The organism is Pontibacter pudoricolor (assembly GCF_010092985.1).
Taxonomy (GTDB): Bacteria; Bacteroidota; Bacteroidia; order Cytophagales; family Hymenobacteraceae; genus Pontibacter; species Pontibacter pudoricolor.
The window spans coordinates 4,302,868-4,322,730 of record NZ_CP048106.1 but is presented as its reverse complement, the minus strand read 5'-3'; the positions used below and the strand labels follow the sequence as shown (position 1 = coordinate 4,322,730).

The 19,863-nt window shown below is 46.7% G+C and carries 11 protein-coding genes, 3 tRNA genes and 3 rRNA genes; 2 read left to right on the top strand and 15 right to left on the bottom strand.

Translation table 11 applies throughout. The annotated features are described in order from the left end of the window. Positions 1-160: 160 nt before the first annotated feature. From GSQ66_RS18640 to GSQ66_RS18565, 15 genes are all read right to left on the bottom strand, one after another. A complete protein-coding gene (locus GSQ66_RS18640) occupies positions 161-1,303 on the bottom strand; it encodes a glycosyltransferase (protein WP_162428839.1) in 1,143 nt (380 codons plus the stop codon). Beyond that, positions 1,303-2,277, bottom strand: coding sequence for a glycosyltransferase family 2 protein (locus GSQ66_RS18635; protein WP_162428838.1), 975 nt, complete (start codon positions 2,275-2,277; stop codon positions 1,303-1,305). The genes GSQ66_RS18640 and GSQ66_RS18635 overlap by 1 nt, the downstream gene beginning before the upstream one ends. A gap of 3 nt (positions 2,278-2,280) precedes the next feature. Continuing rightward, a complete protein-coding gene (locus GSQ66_RS18630) occupies positions 2,281-2,799 on the bottom strand; it encodes a DUF4199 domain-containing protein (RefSeq protein WP_162428837.1) in 519 nt (172 codons plus the stop codon). Between the two features lie 24 nt (positions 2,800-2,823). Further along, the gene (locus GSQ66_RS18625) at positions 2,824-3,333 is read right to left on the bottom strand and encodes a DUF4199 domain-containing protein (RefSeq protein ID WP_202923376.1); all 510 of its coding nucleotides are present in this window, start codon (positions 3,331-3,333) and stop codon (positions 2,824-2,826) included. Between the two features lie 65 nt (positions 3,334-3,398). Next, positions 3,399-4,661 carry a dihydroorotase gene (locus tag GSQ66_RS18620; protein WP_162428836.1) on the bottom strand — a complete coding sequence of 421 codons (1,263 nt, stop codon included), beginning with the start codon at positions 4,659-4,661 and terminating at the stop codon, positions 3,399-3,401. A 285-nt stretch (positions 4,662-4,946) separates the two neighbouring features. Beyond that, positions 4,947-6,653 (bottom strand): BatA domain-containing protein, encoded by a 1,707-nt coding sequence (locus GSQ66_RS18615; RefSeq protein WP_162428835.1) that lies wholly within the window; start codon positions 6,651-6,653, stop codon positions 4,947-4,949. Positions 6,654-7,134: 481 nt separating this feature from the next. Then, positions 7,135-7,246 (bottom strand): 5S ribosomal RNA (gene rrf / locus GSQ66_RS18610). Between the two features lie 128 nt (positions 7,247-7,374). Further along, positions 7,375-10,274: ribosomal RNA gene (locus tag GSQ66_RS18600) — 23S ribosomal RNA — on the bottom strand. A 275-nt stretch (positions 10,275-10,549) separates the two neighbouring features. Further along, positions 10,550-10,625: transfer RNA gene (locus GSQ66_RS18595), tRNA-Ala, on the bottom strand. A gap of 53 nt (positions 10,626-10,678) precedes the next feature. After that, positions 10,679-10,752, bottom strand: a tRNA-Ile gene (locus tag GSQ66_RS18590). Between the two features lie 161 nt (positions 10,753-10,913). Beyond that, a 16S ribosomal RNA gene (locus GSQ66_RS18585) occupies positions 10,914-12,436 on the bottom strand. Together the 16S, 23S and 5S rRNA genes with 2 tRNA genes alongside form the textbook arrangement of a ribosomal RNA operon. Positions 12,437-13,435: 999 nt before the next feature. Then, a complete protein-coding gene (locus tag GSQ66_RS18580; protein WP_162428834.1) occupies positions 13,436-14,719 on the bottom strand; it encodes an adenylosuccinate synthase in 1,284 nt (427 codons plus the stop codon). A 7-nt stretch (positions 14,720-14,726) separates the two neighbouring features. Then, entirely contained in the window at positions 14,727-15,077 is a 351-nt protein-coding gene (locus GSQ66_RS18575; protein ID WP_162428833.1) for an STAS domain-containing protein, read from the bottom strand. Further along, entirely contained in the window at positions 15,055-15,549 is a 495-nt protein-coding gene (locus tag GSQ66_RS18570) for a Fur family transcriptional regulator (RefSeq protein ID WP_162428832.1), read from the bottom strand. Before GSQ66_RS18570 ends, GSQ66_RS18575 begins: the two co-directional genes overlap by 23 nt. A 192-nt stretch (positions 15,550-15,741) precedes the next feature. Then, complete coding sequence (locus tag GSQ66_RS18565) at positions 15,742-17,928, bottom strand: RelA/SpoT family protein (protein ID WP_394351418.1); 2,187 nt, start codon at positions 17,926-17,928, stop codon at positions 15,742-15,744. 385 nt (positions 17,929-18,313) lie between these two features. Here GSQ66_RS18565 and GSQ66_RS18560 point away from each other — a divergent pair. Both GSQ66_RS18560 and tig read left to right on the top strand, forming a co-directional pair. Next, positions 18,314-18,394 (top strand) — tRNA-Leu (locus GSQ66_RS18560). 77 nt (positions 18,395-18,471) lie between these two features. Then, positions 18,472-19,794, top strand: coding sequence for a trigger factor (gene tig / locus GSQ66_RS18555; protein ID WP_162428831.1), 1,323 nt, complete (start codon positions 18,472-18,474; stop codon positions 19,792-19,794). Positions 19,795-19,863: the final 69 nt, after the last annotated feature.

Genomic DNA, 19,863 nt, shown 5'->3' with positions numbered 1-19,863 from the left:
CTCAAATGCAGCGAAGTAGCTATAAATATAGAAGATGTTTAATGTTATGACAAGCAGTCTCTCTAAATTATTTAATTCTTTATCAAAACTAAGTTATATAGATTAGCAGACAACTATAGCAGTAGGGCGGGCTAATGAAAAGCCTGGAAAATAAATCGAACTATAGCTTAGCAGCAAGCTTATAAATAGCCGCTGTAAAAGCATCCCAGCTAAAGCGCTGCTTATAGTTTTGAATCTGCTGCTCGAATTTCAGAGGATTACCTGAACTATAAAAATCCAGGATCGCATCGGCTATAGTTTGTGGTTGTGGCTCCACTACATACCCTACCTCCCCATCCGGCACCAGTTCGGCCAGGCCACCTACATTGGTAACTACCATCGGTTTATTAAAGTGGTAGGCAACCTGTGTTACACCGCTTTGTGTGGCATGTTTGTAAGGCTGAACGATAAGGTCGGCGGCGCAAAAGTAATGACGCACTTCGGTGTTGGGAATAAAGTCAGTGCGCAGGATGAGTTGCTCCTGTAGCTGCAGTTCTTCGATCAGTTTATGGTAAGGTGCGGCATCTTCGTAAAATTCTCCGGCAACTATAAGCTTCAGGTCTTTGCGCTGCTTAATGCGCGCATCTGCCATAGCCTGCAGCAATAAATCCAGCCCTTTATAGGCTCTTATAAACCCGAAAAACAACAGGTAACTATAGTTCGGATCAAGGCCTAAGGCAGCACAGGCCTCCGTTTTAGATTCTATAGTTCCGAAGTTATCGTAAAGCGGATGTGCTAAGTAGAGGCTTGGTTTGTTGGGTTCAAAACGCTGCAGGTCTTGTTGTACCGACCGCGACAAGGTTACGAACCCCTGGCAGGCGCTCAGGAAATATTTGGTAAAAGGCACATCGCCGGGCCGCTTCTCGTGCGGCACCACGTTATCGGTTATGGCCAGTATGCGGCTATAGTTATTTTTTTTGATGATGCGGGCAATGGTGCCCAACGCAGGACCCATAAACGGCAACCAGTACCTGAAAATAACAATATCAGGCCGTTGCTTACGGATATAATTACCTGTTTTTAGCCAGCTAAGCGGGTTTATAGAATTGATAAGCACTTTAATACGCAGGCCTTCGGGAGCAGGCTCATCGGAATACTGGCTTTTGCCCGGAAACAGGAAGGACGGGTACTGTAAACTGAACGTTACGATCTCCACCTCGTCGCCATTGTCTTGAAAAGCTTGTGCCAGGCGCTCGTTAAATGTAGCCATGCCGCCACCGCGCATGGGGTGCGCCGGCCCAACTATAATAATGCGCCTTGCCATTATGCTTTTACAGAACCGATATGGTCGCGCACCAGGTACTCGTTCTTTTTACTGGATGTCATGGAAACCATTTCGGCCAGGAAACCGGCCAGGAACAGCTGCACACCCAATATAACAGTTACCAGGGCCAGGAAAAACAATGGCTGGTCTACAATATCGCGCACTCGCCCGTCGGTATACAATCCGAATAATTTCTGAACTATAAGCCACATGGTTATGCCCAGACCTACCACGAACATCAAGGTACCCATAGTTCCGAAAAAGTGCATCGGGCGCTTTTTAAAGCGGCTTACAAACGAGATCGAAAGCAGGTCGAGGAAACCGTAAACAAAGCGCTCCAGTCCAAATTTGGTGGTGCCATACTTGCGCTCCTGGTGTTTTACTACTTTCTCGCCTATTTTGGTAAAGCCATTCCATTTGGCAATTACCGGGATGTAGCGGTGCATTTCGCCGTGCACCTCTATGGTTTTAACTACCAGCTGGCGGTAAGCCTTCAAGCCGCAGTTAAAGTCGTGCAGTTGTATACCCGACAGTTTGCGGGTAGCAGCGTTAAATAATTTGGTAGGTATTGTTTTGCTAATCGGATCAAAGCGTTTCTGTTTCCAGCCGCTCACCAAGTCGTATTTCTGGTGTTTGATCATGTCGTAGAGCGCAGGAATTTCGTCAGGACTATCCTGCAGGTCGGCATCCATGGTTATAACCACTTCGCCGGCACACCGCTGAAACCCCATATGCAGGGCTGCTGATTTGCCATAGTTGCGGTTAAAGCTAATGCCTTTAACGGTATTGTCGTCGGCGCTCAAATCCTGAATAACTTCCCAGGAACGATCTGTGCTGCCGTCATCAACAAGAATAATTTCATAAGAAAACTCGTGCGCATGCATCACACGTCTGATCCAGCGCACGAGTTCTGGCAGCGACTCCTCTTCGTTAAAGAGCGGAACTACTACCGAAATATCATAAGGGTATTGCATTTTTTATTCGAACTCCGGCCTGTTATTTTTCATGATGGCAGAGATGATCAAAGATAATAGAAATCCAATTATAACAGCACCGATAAGGCCTCCTAAAATCATAGCTAAAGGTCCCTGAAACTTTTCAGACATCGCCATGGCCGCTTCAATCTGCTCATCGCTCATCCCCTGGTCCAAAAACGCTTCACTCTGCTTTTCCATCATGCGGCTCATGTATTCAGTATCAACAAAAGCCGTGTACAGCCATACAAAGATACCGGACAGTAATCCGAAAATGGCAGAAACCAATGTGCCTATACCCAGCCCCTGGCCATAAGACATGTAGCCATAGTTTATGGTTTTATACTGCTTCATGGCAAGCGCTATACCTGCGATCAGGATTAAGTAAGATAAGCCGGAAAGCCAGCGGTTATCACCAAGGTTAGCCACCATGATAATAAGTGTGTAAACAACACCGATGAGTGCCGTTATAAGGCCATACTTTAGCGCTACCGAAGTAACAGAAGGTTGTGGTTCAGTCATGATTGTTATAGTTTAGGGTTAGATTTACTTACGGTAAAAAACAGCGGCTATCAGCGCAAAAACCAACCCTCCTACAAACCTCCTCACAAAATCATCCGCTGCCAGCATAGACGGCGACATAGAATCAAGCGCTTTATAGCCTTCTTCAAACATGCGCTCGCCCATAATTTTAATCTGGTCTTCTCGCGTTTCTTCCAGCAATGCTTTCATTTCCTGTATGTGCTGCTGCAGCAGTTCAGGCCCGGCCACATATGTTAATATAAAAACCAGCATAGAGGTGCAAAGTGCCGCGTAAAAGGCGACAGAAGTACCCACACGCAACCCACGCAAAAAGCCTATTTCAGTATCGTTAAACTTTTTATAGTAGCGTATGCCCAGGAAAATAGCAAACGGAATAGGAATGAAACTATAGCGGCCGTAGTCGCCGAAAGGGTTAAGGCCCATAAAATAAAGAAGCAGCACAATCGCGAAGCAAGCCACTCCACACAAAACGCCGTAACGTATTCCTACTCTTATTATCGCTTGATTAAACATGTATGCAAATTGGTACTACAGTAACTATATTAAGTAACTGTAATATAATCAAAAATTTTAAAAGATTAATTTAATACCACCTGGCCTTTATGGATGATGCCGATAACTTTACCAGTCAGCTCCTGTCCGAAGAACGGGCTATTCACCCCTTTCGACCTGAAGTTTTTCTCTTCCGGTGTCCAGGTCTGTGTCGGGTCAAAGATGGTGAGGTTCGCTATTTCTCCTACTGTTATTTTTGGCTGAGGCAGCTGTAGTATGCGACGTGGCGCTGTGGTCAGTTTCTCAACTATAGTTTCCAGAGGCACTACATTAGCCATAGTTGTATTGGCTACCGCAAAAGCAGTTTCCAGGTTCATGATGCCAAACTCTGCCAGGTCAAACTCCAGCTTTTTAGCTTCCGTGTCGTGTGGCTGGTGCCCCGATACGATGGCATCTATAGTTCCGTCAGCCAGTCCCTGTTTTATTGCTTCTGCATCCGCTTCGCCCCTGAAAGGCGGGTTAACCTTATAGTTGGTATCGAAAGGCAGCATGGTCTCATCGGTAAAAGCAACCTGGTAGCTGGCCACATCGCAGGTTACCTGCAGGCCATCAGCTTTTGCCTTTCTAATGCTTTCAACAGCGTTTTTGGTAGATATAAGCGAGAAGTGAAGTTTACCGCCTGTATATGCCAGCAGCTGCAGGTCGCGGGCAACTATAGTTTCTTCGGCCAATGCTGGTATGCCTTTTAATCCGAGCCTGGTGCTGGCTATGCCTTCATGCATCTGCCCGTAAGCAGTAAGTTTCGTGTTTTCAGGTCGATTGAGCAGCAGGCCATCAAAAAGTTGAAGGTATTGCAGTGCTCGCACCATTACTTCGGCGCCTTGAATCGGGTGCGTTCCGTCGGTAAAAGCAACAGCGCCTGCCTGCTTCAGGTCGATCATTTCTGTCAGCTCTTTGCCTTCGGCTTCCATAGTTACCGCTGCAGTTGGGTGCAGTGTTACCGGCAAGCTAACAGATCTGTTTTTGAGATAGTTGATAGCGCCTTTTGTCTGAACTACCGGCTCTACGTTCGGCATGCAAAGTACTTCGGTAAAACCACCGGCTGCGGCGGCTTGTGCCAGGCTTATCAAATCTTCTTTATGTTCCAGGCCAGGTTCACCGGTTACGGCATACATATCTGCCCAACCAACCGACACGGCTAAATGGCCTGATTCTATAGTTTGATCTGCCTGCTTTTCGTCAGGCCCGATATAAGCTATCTTTCCCTGCTCAATTAAGATATTGTGCTGTTGCAGGTGGAACTCCGAAGATGGGTGATAGATGGTAGCGGCTCTCAGGAAAACGTTCATGTCAGAGAAATCTAATAAGGGCTATTTCGGCCATCAGGAAAAACAGACACAATATTAGACAATATTTCCAAAGCTTCACGCCAAAATATCGTTTTTCAAATTCATTCTTCACCGAAAAGGCATCGCCATAGTCATATACATGCATATTTTTTCGGTCTGTACCTATCATGCTGCGCAATTCATCCGGCGTATAAACCTCCAGAAAAGACTCTCGGTTATCATAGTTAAAAGCTACTGTACCAGCCACCTCACCATTTAATGTTAGGTTATAGATACCTGCTTCATTCAGGTCTGGGGGATGTTCAGGTATAAATTACCTCCACGTATCTGTTGCTCCGGGATGAAAGACAGACTGTCTTTTTCCAGTTTATAAATGCCTTCGCGGGTTGTAGCTTGTGTAACAGGTAACTTTATAGTGTTAGTATTTAACGTATAAGCCAGTTCCTGTTCCTGCTTATAGCCACTGATCGCTACTTTATACATCACCGGCAGCAGTAAGGCATGATTTACCAATGTATTATAGTCTTCTTGCAGTGGTGCAGCCATCAGATAAACCTGCCCTTTCCCTCTTTCAAAACGCGACAGAAAGGAAGCTCCTCCTCTATATTTTAAAATATCATCCGAAGCTCTTGACCAACTTAAGTTCCGGATCGCTGAAGGCATCTGCATCTTTTTATCATAATCTGCAAATATTCCCCTGAAAAAAGGGTTATCAGCAGCAGGTGGCAGCAACTCAGATTTATTACCTTCGGGTATAGAAATTCGGGCAGAGATTCCGGACTGATTGAAAAAGCTTTCGTAGCCACTTAAACTGCCCGATATGGGAGGCGAAATTATTACCGTTCCACCGTCCTGAATATAGTTTGTTATAGTTGTGGCAAGCGCCGAGCTTATATTTTCCAGTCCGTTCAGCAATACTGCATCTGCTTCCCCTACGCGCCCATAGTTTATATTACTCGAGTTGTAAAGCGTATAGTTAAATAATGGTTCCTTATTGTAAAGATCCTTTAAGTTTATAGTTTCGCCATCCGATATCTCCACAATGCTTACCCCTGCAGAAGGTGTCAGCACAAAATAATAGGTATTATCAAACTCAACCGGATAATCATCTATAGTTATAGCTGCCAAATTACTCTTCTTATCACCTACTCTGAAATTTATAGTTGCTTCGGTTGCCTGTTTCGCTGGCAGATCAATACTTAAAGCAGCCAATTGATCTCCATTTACCAGTAGCTTAACAGGAACATCTCCACGGGCCTCAGTGCCGGCATTATGAACTATAACATGCAACACAACCTCACCTCCGGATCTGATAAATGCATCTTCCAGATAAACAGAGTCAATAAAAATATTAGAATAACTAGCAGGTTCTAAAGGTAAAAGATGAACCTGCGTTGTAGAGTCCAGTTTAGCAAAAGCTGTATTTTTAAATTGATTTCGCTGGAAATCTGAGAAAAGGAACAAGTGGGAATTAGCTGGAGACTTTATAGTTGCAGATCTGCTGGAACTATAATCTAAAGCATTTAAAGCTGAAACAGCTTCCTCATTAGAAGGGTACCTGTTACTGGAATGTGTATTGTTGTCTAATACAGAAAAAACCGAATTAGGAGGAAACAAATTGAAAACGGTTTTAGCTTTATCGGAAGCGTAAGTAAGCAGCGACACATCCTTTTCAGCATGCATGTTCTGCATACTATAAGAATTATCAATAATGACCGTGACATCGTTACCGACAGTTAATTGTGAGCCTGTACCAGGTAGAAAGGGCTGAGCAAAGGCAAGTACCAGGAATAGAATAAAAAGAATCCTGCAAAGAAGTATCAGCAGATCCTTTAACTTACGCTGGCTGGCAGTTACTTCCTGAGAAGCTTTAATAAACCGAATATTACTAAACTCTATCCTTTTTGCTCTCCTTAACTGAACCAAATGGAGTATTACAGGGATACCTGTAGCAGCCAATACAAACAAGAAGGCAGGATAAACAAAAGCCATAGTTCAAGTTAAACAGGAAATACCAAAGAAACAACGGGTATAACTAAGGTCTAGTACGAAGAGATGTACAAATTGACAGAGCTAAGGAGGATAAATTGCTGTTTGGGACATTTGTGTCCGAAACTTAAAAGTGGGTCCCTCCCCCACCTGCTGCGTACATTCTTGTCAGACTACAAGGAAGTCTAAAACTAAAGAGACCAGGAAACCCCAGGCAGCGTGATTTAAGACCAGGAAGTCCGAAAGAGCATTAATTTTCTAAAGACCATGCTTAGCCTGATGGCTAACATGTTTTCATAACCAAGAAAGAGCAAACCAATTGAAATGTTGAAGTTAATGCCAATAATGCCTGATCAAACAAACTATAGATAAAGCAAACTAAAGTTATCCTCTATCAATTTAACTTCTTATTTCTTATATTCTCCGTAGGTTGCCATAAAACGGCAACACCCCCCGCTATTGCTAACGGGGGTGCTGGTTATAGGGTTGGCGGCCACCTACTCTCCCGGTTGTGACACCAGTACCATCGGCGCGTCCGGGCTTAACTTCTCTGTTCGGGATGGGAAGAGGTGCTCACCGGAGCCATAGCCACCATTATTTTTACACGGGGGGTGCCGTGCGTCGTATTTTATGACAATGAAGGAAAAAAAGAGTGCTTTTGCGTGTGGAAGGAGAAAAAGCTGCGGGCAGGTCCTTTCGGAACCGGCTCGCTTTCCCTTTCGGGGTGGGAACGCTCCCGGGCAATTAGTATGGCTCGGCTGTGGTATTTCTACCTTTACACCTGCCACCTATCAACGTCATCGTCTCTGACGGCCCTTACAGGGAGATCTCATCTTGGGGTGGGTTTCGCACTTAGATGCTTTCAGCGCTTATCCCATCCGAGCGTAGCTACCCTGCGCTGCATCTGGCGATACAACAGGTGCACCAGCGGCTCGTCCAACCCGGTCCTCTCGTACTAAGGTCAGAACCCCGCAAATCTCCAACGCCCGCAACAGATAGGGACCGAACTGTCTCACGACGTTCTGAACCCAGCTCGCGTGCCACTTTAATCGGCGAACAGCCGAACCCTTGGGACCTTCTCCAGCCCCAGGACGTGACGAGCCGACATCGAGGTGCCAAACCTCCCCGTCGATATGAGCTCTTGGGGGAGATCAGCCTGTTATCCCCAGAGTACCTTTTATCCTTTGAGCGATGGCCCTTCCATGCGGAACCACCGGATCACTATATCCGTCTTTCGACCCTGCTCGGCTTGTAGGCCTCACAGTCAAGCACCCTTGTGCTATTGCGCTCTGCGTACGGTTACCAAGCGTACTGAGGGTACCTTTGAAAGCCTCCGTTACTGTTTTGGAGGCGACCACCCCAGTCAAACTACCCACCAAGCACTGTCCCCTTTGGTCAGGTTAGGCGCCAAGCAACTCAAGGGCCGTATTTCAAGGTTGGCTCCACGATGCCTAGCGACACCGCTTCATAGCCTCCGGCCTATCCTACACATGAGTTACCCAGCGTCAATGCTAAGCTATAGTAAAGGTTCATGGGGTCTTTCCGTCCCGTTGCGGGTACTCGGCATCTTCACCGAGACTACAATTTCACCGAGCTCACGGCTGAGACAGCGCCCAGATCGTTACACCATTCGTGCAGGTCGGAACTTACCCGACAAGGAATTTCGCTACCTTAGGACCGTTATAGTTACGGCCGCCGTTTACCGGGGCTTCGATTCAATGCTTCGCCCATTGCTGAACTAACATCCCCTCTTAACCTTCCGGCACCGGGCAGGTGTCAGGCCTTATACGTCATCTCTCGATTTAGCAAAGCCATGTGTTTTTGTTAAACAGTCGCCTGGGCCTTTTCACTGCGGCTTCTTGTATTGCTACAAGGAAGCGCCCCTTCTCCCGAAGTTACAGGGCCATTTTGCCGAGTTCCTTGGCCGTGATTCACTCGAGCACCTTAGGATTCTCTCCTCGACCACCTGTGTCGGTTTGCGGTACGGGCGGCTATGTATTTAAACGCTTAGCGGGTTTTCTTGGGAGCCGGATTAGGGACACTATCTCCGCGGCCGAAGCCTTGGAGTACTATCAGCTTTCAGCTAGATGGGGGTACTTAACTCCCCTTCCACTACCTACGGCCTTCAACGCACTATTCCGTCAGTGCGCGGTCCTTTCACTTCTCCGTCACCGCATCGCTATACATAGCCGGTGCTGGAATATTAACCAGCTGTCCATCGACCTGCGCTTTCGCCTCGGCCTTAGGACCCGACTAACCCTGATCCGATTAGCGTTGATCAGGAAACCTTGGTCTTTCGGTGTGCGGGTTTCTCGCCCGCATTATCGTTACTTATGCCTACATTTGCTTTTCCAAGCGCTCCAGCACCTCTTGCCGAGATGCCTTCATCGCCCTTGGAATGCTCCCCTACCAGTATACCATAAGGTATAATCCGCAGCTTCGGTGCCATACTTGATGCCCGATTATTATCGATGCCCTGTCGCTCGACCAGTGAGCTGTTACGCACTCTTTAAATGAATGGCTGCTTCCAAGCCAACATCCTGGCTGTCTAAGCAACTGGACCTCCTTTGTTCAACTTAGTATGAACTTGGGACCTTAGCCGACGGTCTGGGTTCTTTCCCTCTCGGCCAGGGACCTTAGCACCCCTGGCCTCACTGCCGTGTATATCAAAGCGGCATTCGGAGTTCGTCAGGATTCGGTAGGATGTGACTCCCCCTAGTCCTATCGGTAGCTCTACCTCCGCTTGACTCCACCACGACGCTGCCCCTAAAGGCATTTCGGGGAGTACGAGCTATTTCTCAGTTTGATTGGCCTTTCACCCCTACCCACAGGTCATCCAAATACTTTTCAACGTAAACTGGTTCGGACCTCCACTGTGTGTTACCACAGCTTCATCCTGCCCATGGGTAGATCACAAAGTTTCGCGTCTGCCCCCTCTGACTACACGCCCTATTCAGACTCGCTTTCGCTGCGGCTCCGCGCTTTCAAACGCTTAACCTTGCCAGAGAGGAGCAACTCGTAGGCTCATTATGCAAAAGGCACGCCGTCAGCCCACTAAAGGCCTCCGACCGCTTGTAGGCGCACGGTTTCAGGATCTATTTCACCCCCTTATTCAGGGTACTTTTCACCTTTCCCTCACGGTACTGGTTCACTATCGGTCTCTCAGGAGTATTTAGCCTTAGCGGATGGTGCCGCTGGATTCAGGCGGGATTTCTCCGGTCCCGCCCTACTCAGGATACCACTAGGGCCAAAAAGCTTACGTGCACAGGACTATCACCTTCTCCGGTGTACCTTCCCAGGTACTTGCACTTCCTTTTTTGGTCCCACATCGTGGTCCTACAACCCCAGCCCTGCCGTAACAGAACTGGTTTGGGCTCTTGCGCGTTCGCTCGCCACTACTTACGCAATCATTAGTTATTTTCTCTTCCTCCGGGTACTTAGATGTTTCAGTTCCCCGGGTTTGCCCCCCGTAGGGTAGTGTATCTTCAATACACTGGGTTGCCCCATTCGGACATCTGCGGATCAATGGATATGTGCTCCTACCCGCAGCTTATCGCAGCTTGTCGCGTCCTTCATCGCCTCTGAGAGCCTAGGCATCCCCCGTACGCCCTTCTCTGCGTTCCCGGCCGTCACAGTCGAAACTGTGCCGGCCCGCAGTCTTTTCTCTACTTCTTTTCTCTTTGCTCGTATTCCAAGCTCTAGTTATCTCTAACTAAAACTCTTCTTACTTCTCTTTTTTCCATCATGTCAAAGAACGGTTTCTCAAGTGAAGAGTTAAAAAGTCAGAAAGTTAGAAAGTTACCTTTCCTGCCTTCTCTTGTTAACTGCCCTTAAGATGTAGAAGTAAAAACCTGTCGTCTTTACTTAAGTATTTTCCCGTGCCACAAGGGCAGGTTGTCTGGTGGAGAATAACGGAGTCGAACCGTTGACCTCCTGCGTGCAAAGCAGGCGCTCTAGCCAGCTGAGCTAATCCCCAAGTATGCTTCAAGCCGGGACTTGTCTGTCAAGCCTGGTCTGAGAACGAGGAGTGGGCCTGCGTGGACTCGAACCACGGACCTCTACATTATCAGTGTAGCGCTCTAACCACCTGAGCTACAAGCCCGCTTAGGTCCGGGCTACACGGCAGCCTGGCACCAGTCAATAATAGGTTTAAAAAGAATCTTTAAAGAGAAGTTGAAACAAGTTAGCCCATGTAATTATAAGCGTAAGCATAAGTGCTTTTACCCGAGGGTAAAAACAAAAGGGCCGGACCATGTGCTCTAGAAAGGAGGTGATCCAGCCGCACCTTCCGGTACGGCTACCTTGTTACGACTTAGCCCCAGTTACCAGTTTTACCCTAGACGGCTCCTATGACGGTCACCGGCTTCAGGTCTCCCTGACTTCCATGGCTTGACGGGCGGTGTGTACAAGGCCCGGGAACGTATTCACCGCGCCATTGCTGATGCGCGATTACTAGCGATTCCGGCTTCACGGAGTCGAGTTGCAGACTCCGATCCGAACTGAGACCGGCTTTTTGAGATTGGCGCCCTATCACTAGGTGGCGACCCTCTGTACCGGCCATTGTAGCACGTGTGTAGCCCTAGGCGTAAGGGCCATGATGACTTGACGTCGTCCCCGCCTTCCTCACTTCTTGCGAAGGCAGTCCCTTTAGAGTCCCCGCCATGACGCGCTGGCAACTAAAGGTAGGGGTTGCGCTCGTTGCGGGACTTAACCCAACACCTCACGGCACGAGCTGACGACAGCCATGCAGCACCTTGCTTTGTGTCCCGAAGGAAAGCCTCATCTCTGAGGCGGTCACGCGCATTCTAGCCTAGGTAAGGTTCCTCGCGTATCATCGAATTAAACCACATGCTCCACCGCTTGTGCGGGCCCCCGTCAATTCCTTTGAGTTTCACCCTTGCGGGCGTACTCCCCAGGTGGAATACTTAACGCTTTCGCTTGGACGCTAACAGTGTATCGCTAACATCGAGTATTCATCGTTTACGGCGTGGACTACCAGGGTATCTAATCCTGTTCGCTCCCCACGCTTTCGTGCCTCAGCGTCAGTTTCGGCTCAGCGAGCTGCCTACGCAATCGGGGTTCTTGGTGGTATCTATGCATTTCACCGCTACACCACCAGTTCCGCCCGCCTTAACCGAACTCAAGCCCTGCAGTATCAACGGCAGTTCCAGGGTTGAGCCCTGGGATTTCACCGCTGACTTACAGGGCCGCCTACGCACCCTTTAAACCCAATAAATCCGGACAACGCTTGCACCCTCCGTATTACCGCGGCTGCTGGCACGGAGTTAGCCGGTGCTTATTCATCTGGTACCGTCAGTTACTCCCGCAGGAGCGTTTTCTTCCCAGATAAAAGCAGTTTACAACCCAGAAGGCCTTCTTCCTGCACGCGGCATGGCTGGGTCAGAATCTCTTCCATTGCCCAATATTCCCTACTGCTGCCTCCCGTAGGAGTCTGGTCCGTGTCTCAGTACCAGTGTGGGGGACCATCCTCTCAGAACCCCTAGCCATCGAAGTCTTGGTAGGCCGTTACCCTACCAACTAACTAATGGCACGCATGCCCATCTTCCACCGATAAATCTTTGATCATCTTCGGATGCCCTCAAATGATGTTATGCGGTATTAATCTCCCTTTCGGAAGGCTATCCCCCTGTGGAAGGTAGGTTGCATACGCGTTACGCACCCGTGCGCCACTAACCCAGAAACCGAAGTCCCTGGATTCGTTCGACTTGCATGTATTAGGCCTGCCGCTAGCGTTCATCCTGAGCCAGGATCAAACTCTCCATTGTAAGAAAATTATTTCTTGTAACCCGAAGGTTACAAATGTCTCGCCTGATCCGGCCCTTGTCTTAAAAACTTAGCTCTTCATTTGCTATTGCTACCAAATGGTATTCATTGTGCTTGTCTTGTTTCAACCAATCTCTCAAAGAACTCTTTTTCCCTTCCCCCTTCACCTGTCGTGAATTGTTCCGGAAATAGCCCCGGCCTCAACCGGGAAGCCTACCTGCTGTAAGCCTTGTGTATTCATTCTGCTTGTTTCCCGCCAGCCTGCTGCTGTTTGAAGCAAACCAGCGTCGTTTGGGAGTGCAAAGGTAGCAGCTTTTTTTCAATCCGCAACACCCTGCCGCTATTTTATTTTCTTTCTTTTTTCAGGCTTCCTTTTTCAAGGCCTCCCCTTCAGCCGGCCGCTGCTTGGGAGTGCAAAGATACGGCAATCAGTTCCGCTTTTGCAAGTGCTCATCAAAAGTTTTTCTGAAGTTTTTTTTCGAAGGCCCGGTAGCTGAAATGCAGCTCCTCTCGTAGCAGATGGGGGTTTACCTCCCGCTTCCAGCTTCCCTTTCCAACTTCTCGCTTCCCTTCCTGCTGAACGGGATGCAAAAGTACAAAGACTTTGCTGTCTTGCAAGGGTGACTGGTGAAGTTTTTCTGCCCTCTGCACTAAGTCGCTGAAAATGACAGAGAAAAATTTCACAACCCTCAACACTTTAGCATTGACAAGCTGTCATGAGCGCAACTTGCGGCTCCCTAGCTCTTGCCCGGCGGCCCCGGGCGTAGAGTGGTAACAGCTTCCTGATGGGGCAAAGTTCCGGAAGGAGTCAAAACTTTTAGAACCGATGCCTACAATTATAGAATTAGTCTATTATTACTACATATTACTCTTTACTCTGCTTTTAAAGTTTTTATAGTTACCGTCATTTCTAACTATCCACTATAATCTTACAACTATAGCAACTATAAAGAAGAAAGGCTCCCTGTTACAGGAGCCTTTCTTTATGTTACTTATTAAGCTTATACTTTCTCAGCTTCTCTTTTTAAGGTACTCTTTCTATCTGGCCCTACTGATACTATAGTAATAGGTACATTTAGATGCGACTCTATATAAGAAAGGTAACTCTTAAAAGCTTCCGGTAATTCTTCTGTAGTGTCTATTTTATTCAGATCTACTCTCCAGCCTGGCAGTTCTTCATAAATAGGCTCTAAGCCTGCCTCGTCCAGTGAGTGTGGCAGTTGGTCTGTTATCTCTCCTGAAGCTAATCTATAGTGCGTGCACACTTTTATAGTATCAAAATCTGTCAGCACATCGGCTTTCATCATGTTAAGCTGGGTAACCCCGTTCAGCATGATACTATACTTAAGTGTTGGCAGATCTACCCAGCCACAACGACGCGGACGACCAGTTGTTGAACCGAATTCGCGGCCTGCCTGGCGGATAGCTTCTCCTTCTTCGTTCAATAACTCTGTCGGGAATGGGCCACTACCTACACGCGTGCAGTATGCTTTAAAGATTCCGTATACTTCGCCTATGTATTTAGGAGCAACACCTAAACCTGTGCATGCACCAGCAACCATAGTTGTGGAAGACGTTACAAATGGGTAAGTTCCGAAGTCAACATCCAGTAAAGAGCCTTGAGCGCCTTCGGCCAGAATACGTTTGCCGCTTTGCAGGGCTTCGTTAATCATATACTCCGTGTCAACCAGTTTTAGGCTACGCAGATAATCTACAGCCTCAAAGAACAATTGCTCCTGTTCGCCCAGTTCAAGCGACTGGCCATAGAACTCAACAGTTTTGCGGTGGCGCTCTACCAGTTTATTATAACGATCCTGGAAATCAGCAGCCAGAATATCGCCCACACGTAAGCCAACACGACCAATTTTATCCTGATACGTCGGGCCAATGCCTTTTAAAGTAGAACCAATCTTGCCGCTGCCCAACGCTTCTTCTGATACTCTGTCTAAAATCTTATGCGACGGAAGAATAAGCGATGCTTTTTTAGAGATGAACAGGTTTTTGGCAGCATCTAGACCACGGTCCTGTAGTTTCTGCATTTCTATGCGGAACACGATTGGGTCTAGCACTACGCCATTGCCAATTATGTTCTGGATATGCGGATGGAAAATTCCGGATGGGATCTGGTGCAGCACATGCTTGGTGCCTTCAAACTCTAACGTATGTCCTGCATTCGGACCACCCTGGAAACGGGCTACAATGTCATAGGTAGGTGCCAGTACGTCAACGATTTTGCCTTTGCCTTCGTCGCCCCACTGCAGACCTAATAAAATATCAACTGCCATTTAAGTGTTAGTAAATTGATTCTTTTAAGAATTGTGCCGCGTAATCGTCATTTTCAGCAATCGTGAAAATAGCATTGAGCTTTGTAACGATCAGCAGCTTGCGGATATGTTCTGATGGTTTAATGAGCACAAGCTCACCACCCCTGTTCCTGAATTTGGTAAGCAATGATACAAGCACGCCCATACCACTACTATCTATAAACCGTACATTAGAAAGATCGACAGCGCAGAGAAAAACTTTGCCACCCTGTAGTCCATCCACTTCATCGATCATTTGCTGCGTATCTTTCCCAACTATAAGGTCGCCCTCCAGCCGCACAAATAGCAAATCATCTTTAAGCTCTGTCTGGTACTTCATGTTTCTGCTCTATAGTTGCTTTTTTGGCGCGGCAATCGCCGCAAATACCGTAAAGATTTAGAGAATGGTGCAAGATATGAAAATTTAGTAGTTCGCCCACCATAGTTTGGATCTGATGTACCCTTGGATCGCAAAATTCAACCACTTTGTGGCACTCCGTACAGATCACGTGGTCGTGCTGGCGATACCCATACGACTTTTCGTACTGCGCCAGGTTACGGCCGAACTGGTGCTTGCTTACCAGGTCGTTTTCTACCAGCAGGTCCAGGGTGTTATAAACAGTTGCCCGGCTCACCTGATAGTTCTTGTTCTTCATACTAATATAAAGCGACTCCACATCAAAGTGCCCGTCGCGGGAATATATCTCCTCCAGGATGGCGTAGCGCTCCGGAGTTTTGCGAAGCCCCTTGCTTTCCAGGTAGGCGGTAAAAATCTTCTTTACCTCTTCAAATTTTATAGGATTTAATGCCATGTGCTTGTTTTATAGTTTACTGCCAGCCTTAGACCATGTTCAAAATTCATCTTTTGTGCTACGAAGCACCCTTAAAGGAACCTGACTTCATCTTTTTTTCGCCACGTAGCGCTGCTATGCGGCTCTAAAAACATTTCGTCAGAACCCTTTCTGGCTGATTCTCGCATGCAAAAACAAAATTTTAACATACTCTTAATCGAAACGTTCAACAGTAAGTATACCGTTCACTTTCCCCATGCGCTGCATCAGTTTATCAAGGTGGCCGGTATCGTTCACGAACACCATAATATTGCCTTCAAAAATGCCGTCATGCGAATCTATAGTTATAGAACGCATGTTTACCCGTAAGCTGTTCGAGATAATACGTGTCAGGTCGTTTACCAAACCTACCCTATCAGTCCCTTTTATCCGGATACCTGCCAGGAAAGCCAGTTCTTTCTGATCTGTCCATTTCGCCCTTACTACGCGGTTGCCATAGTTCGACATCAGTTCGATGGCGCGCTGGCAGTTGGTACGGTGTATCTCGATATCCTCATCGCCGGTCTCGAAGCCAAACACATCATCGCCTGGTATCGGGTTGCAACAGCTGGCTATTTTATAGTTCATGTTAGAGGTGTTCTCCCCTATCACAAGCATATCTGAGTTCACACCACGGATTTTCTGCACTTCCCTGTCAAAACTTTTAGGGTCCAGAGTAGAGCTTCCTTTTTCGGCGGTGGCTGTAAAGATAACCTCTTTAATGTTTTTTGTATCGATGTGGCCGATTGCCAGTCTATAGTACAGATCCTGAACCGATGGCACATTAAAGAAAGCCATCAACTTGTTCATGTTTGCCTGGTTATCGGCTATCTTGAGCTGCGCCAGACGTTTATCAAGCAAAACTTTACCCTGTTCTGTTTTATGTTTGCGTTCCTCGCGCAGCGCCTCTTTTATACGGGACCGTGCCTTGGAAGTAACCGCATAGTTCAGCCATTCCTCGTTCGGTTTTTGCTTCTGCGAAGTAAGTATCTCAACCTGGTCTCCATTATAAAGCCTGTAGCTGAGCGGAACTAGTTTCTGGTTGACCTTTGCACCCAGGCATTGCAACCCGATCTGACTATGGATCTCAAAAGCAAAATCGAGGGCAGTAGCTTTATCCGGCAAAATGATGAGCTCACCTTTCGGCGTAAACACAAACACCTCTTCCACGAAAAGGTTTTTGCGGAACTCATCCATAAACTCAAGCGCGTTGCCGGTATTATTCTCCAGCATATCGCGCACTTTGTTTATCCATTGTTCCAGCCCCGATTCGTTGCCCGCACCGTCTTTATATTTCCAGTGTGCAGCATAGCCGCGTTCAGCGATCTCATCCATACGTTTGGTACGGATCTGCACCTCCACCCATTGGCCCGATTTACTCATTACCGTAGTATGCAGCGATTCGTATCCGTTAGCTTTTGGCGTATTTACCCAGTCGCGGAGGCGGTCCGGGTTTGGCTGGTAAAAGTCTGTTATAATAGAGTATACCTGCCAGCAGGCTGCTTTCTCGTTCTCGAAGGGTACATCCAGCGTAATGCGGATAGCAAACAGGTCGTAAACCTCTTCGAACGTAATGTTCTGTTTCTTTATTTTTTTAAGGATGGAGTATATAGACTTTGGCCGGCCTTTGATGTTAAATTTAAAGCCGTGCTTGTCCAGTTCCTCCTCGATAGGCGCAATAAAATCTTTAATAAACTTACTGCGGGCAGCACGCGTCTGCCTGATCTTGTTTGATATATCCTTATAGGTAGCTGTATCGGTATATTTTAAGTACAGATCCTCGAGCTCTGATTTTATAGCATATAAACCTAAACGGTGTGCCAGCGGCGCATACAGGTACATGGTCTCAGATGCAATTTTAAGCTGCTTGTGGCGAGGCATGCTATCGAGCGTACGCATGTTATGCAGTCGGTCAGCCAGCTTTATCAGTATAACCCGCACATCGTCGCTGAGGGTAAGCAGCATTTTACGGAAGTTCTCGGCTTGCTGCGAGGTACCGTAATCAAACACACCGGAGATCTTGGTAAGCCCTTCTATAATGCGTGCTACACTTGGCCCGAAGTCACGCTCCACGTCTTCGATCTCCATTTCGGTATCTTCCACCACATCGTGCAAAAGCGCAGCAACTATAGAAGTAGTACCCAGGCCAATTTCTTCCACAGCTATCTGTGCAACGGCTATCGGGTGATAGATATAAGGCTCACCGGATTTGCGACGCATGTCTTTATGCGCCTCTACAGATGTGTTAAAGGCTTTTTTTATAATCTTGGCATCATTATCCCTTAAAAAGGGCTTGGCATGCCGAAGTAATCTTCTGTAAAGTCGTAAGATCTCTTTGCGTTCAGCTTCCGGATCGATCATAGTAATAACAGGGTATCAGAAAAAGCGGGTAACCACTAGACAGCTATGCAACCCTTTATCTATATAAGTATAAAACAGCTGCTAACCTAGTAAGTTTCAAATATACAGGATAAATAGATGCTTTCAATAGGAGCTGCCAAAAGCTGCACGGTATAGTTATAAAAACCTATCCGGTTGCTATAACTATGGCTGATAAAGCAACTATAGCTTATAAGTTTGCATGGCCTGAACTATAGTTTGAAAAATTTATTTAACTCTAAATAAAACATAATTAACATGTTACCTATGAGCCCTGAAAAATAATTGACTTTTTTTTGAGGCAGGTATTGCAAATAAGAATCTGCGTTGTAATTTTGCATCATCATTACAAACAAGCACACATTATGCGGATGTGGCGAAATTGGTAGACGCACTAGACTTAGGATCTAGCGCTGCGAGGCATGGGGTTCGAGTCCCTCCATCCGCACAACAAAACAATAAACCCTCAGCAGTCATGTTGGGGGTTTGTTATTACTGGATGTATCAAATTAAAAATTTATAGCCTTGAATATTACATTAAACCAAACCGACAGCACTAATGCGCAACTGAAGGTGGTTCTGGAAGAAGCAGATTACGCTTCTAAAGTAGACCAGCAGGTAAAGGAATTCAGCAAAAAAGCACAGATCAAAGGTTTCAGACCTGGTAAGGTGCCTGCCGGCCTTGTTAAAAAAATGTATGGCAAGAGCATCCTAGTAGAGCAGATAAACAAACTGCTTCAGGAAGAAATCTCTAAATACATAAAGGATAATGATGTAAAACTGCTGGGCGAACCACTTCCGGAGCCAAGCCAGGCTAACATTGACTGGGATAACCAGAAAGACTTTGAATTTACGTATGCTGTTGGTTTACTGCCTGACTTCAACCTTCCGTTGGATAAGAGCGTAGACGGTTACGCAATTGAACTGGACAAGAAAACAATTGACGAAGCTTACGAAAACATTAAGCGCCAGTTCGGTAAAACCACCAACCCTGAAACATCAGAAGAAGGTGATTTTATTTATGGCGACCTGAAGCAGGTTGACGGTGAGTTTGAGTCTAAGACGTTGATCCCGACAAACCGCGTAGTTGCTGGCAAAGAGCAGTTTATCGGTGTAAAAGCTGGTGATGTTATCAAGTTTGATATCCGTAAGGCTTTTGGTGATGACAATGCTGCCCTTGCACACGTAACCGGCCTGAGCAAAGACGTAACAGCTGACCTGAACGGTGAGTTTGAATTTACTGTAGAAAAGATCAACCGCACAGAAGAAGCTGAATTAAATCAAGAACTTTTCGATAAGCTTTTCGGTAAAGACGCAATAACTACGGAAGAAGAGTTTGATGCGAAAATCCGTGAAACTATAAAAGAGAACTACGACCGTGAAGCTGATAACCTGCTTAACCGCAACATCATCGACACATTGGTTGACAACGTAGCTGTTGATATTCCTGCTGATTTCTTTAAGCGCTGGTTACAAGTTACAAACGAAGGCCGTTTAACAACTGAGCAGATCGAAGAAAACTTTGACAAATATACCAAGGAGTTGAAGTGGTCGATGATCAAGAACAAGGTTGTTGAAGAGAACGAGCTGAAAGTGAGCAACGATGAAGTTGTAAGCAGCACGAAAGAGAAGATGATGGCGCAGTTTAACATGCCTGAGATACCAGAAGAACTGGCTGAGAGCATGAACAACTATGCACAGCAGTATCTGCAGCAGGATAACGGCCGTAACTATATTAATGAGTACGAGCAACTGCTGGCCGAGAAGGTGCTCGCTAAACTAAAAGAAAAGATGACTGTTGTAGAGAAAAACATCTCTGCAGAGGACTTCAGAAACTTATCGTTCTAAAGACGACTAAGTAATATATTATCAAAAAAGTCCTTTAGTTTTAAAGGACTTTTTTATTTTTGACAAAAC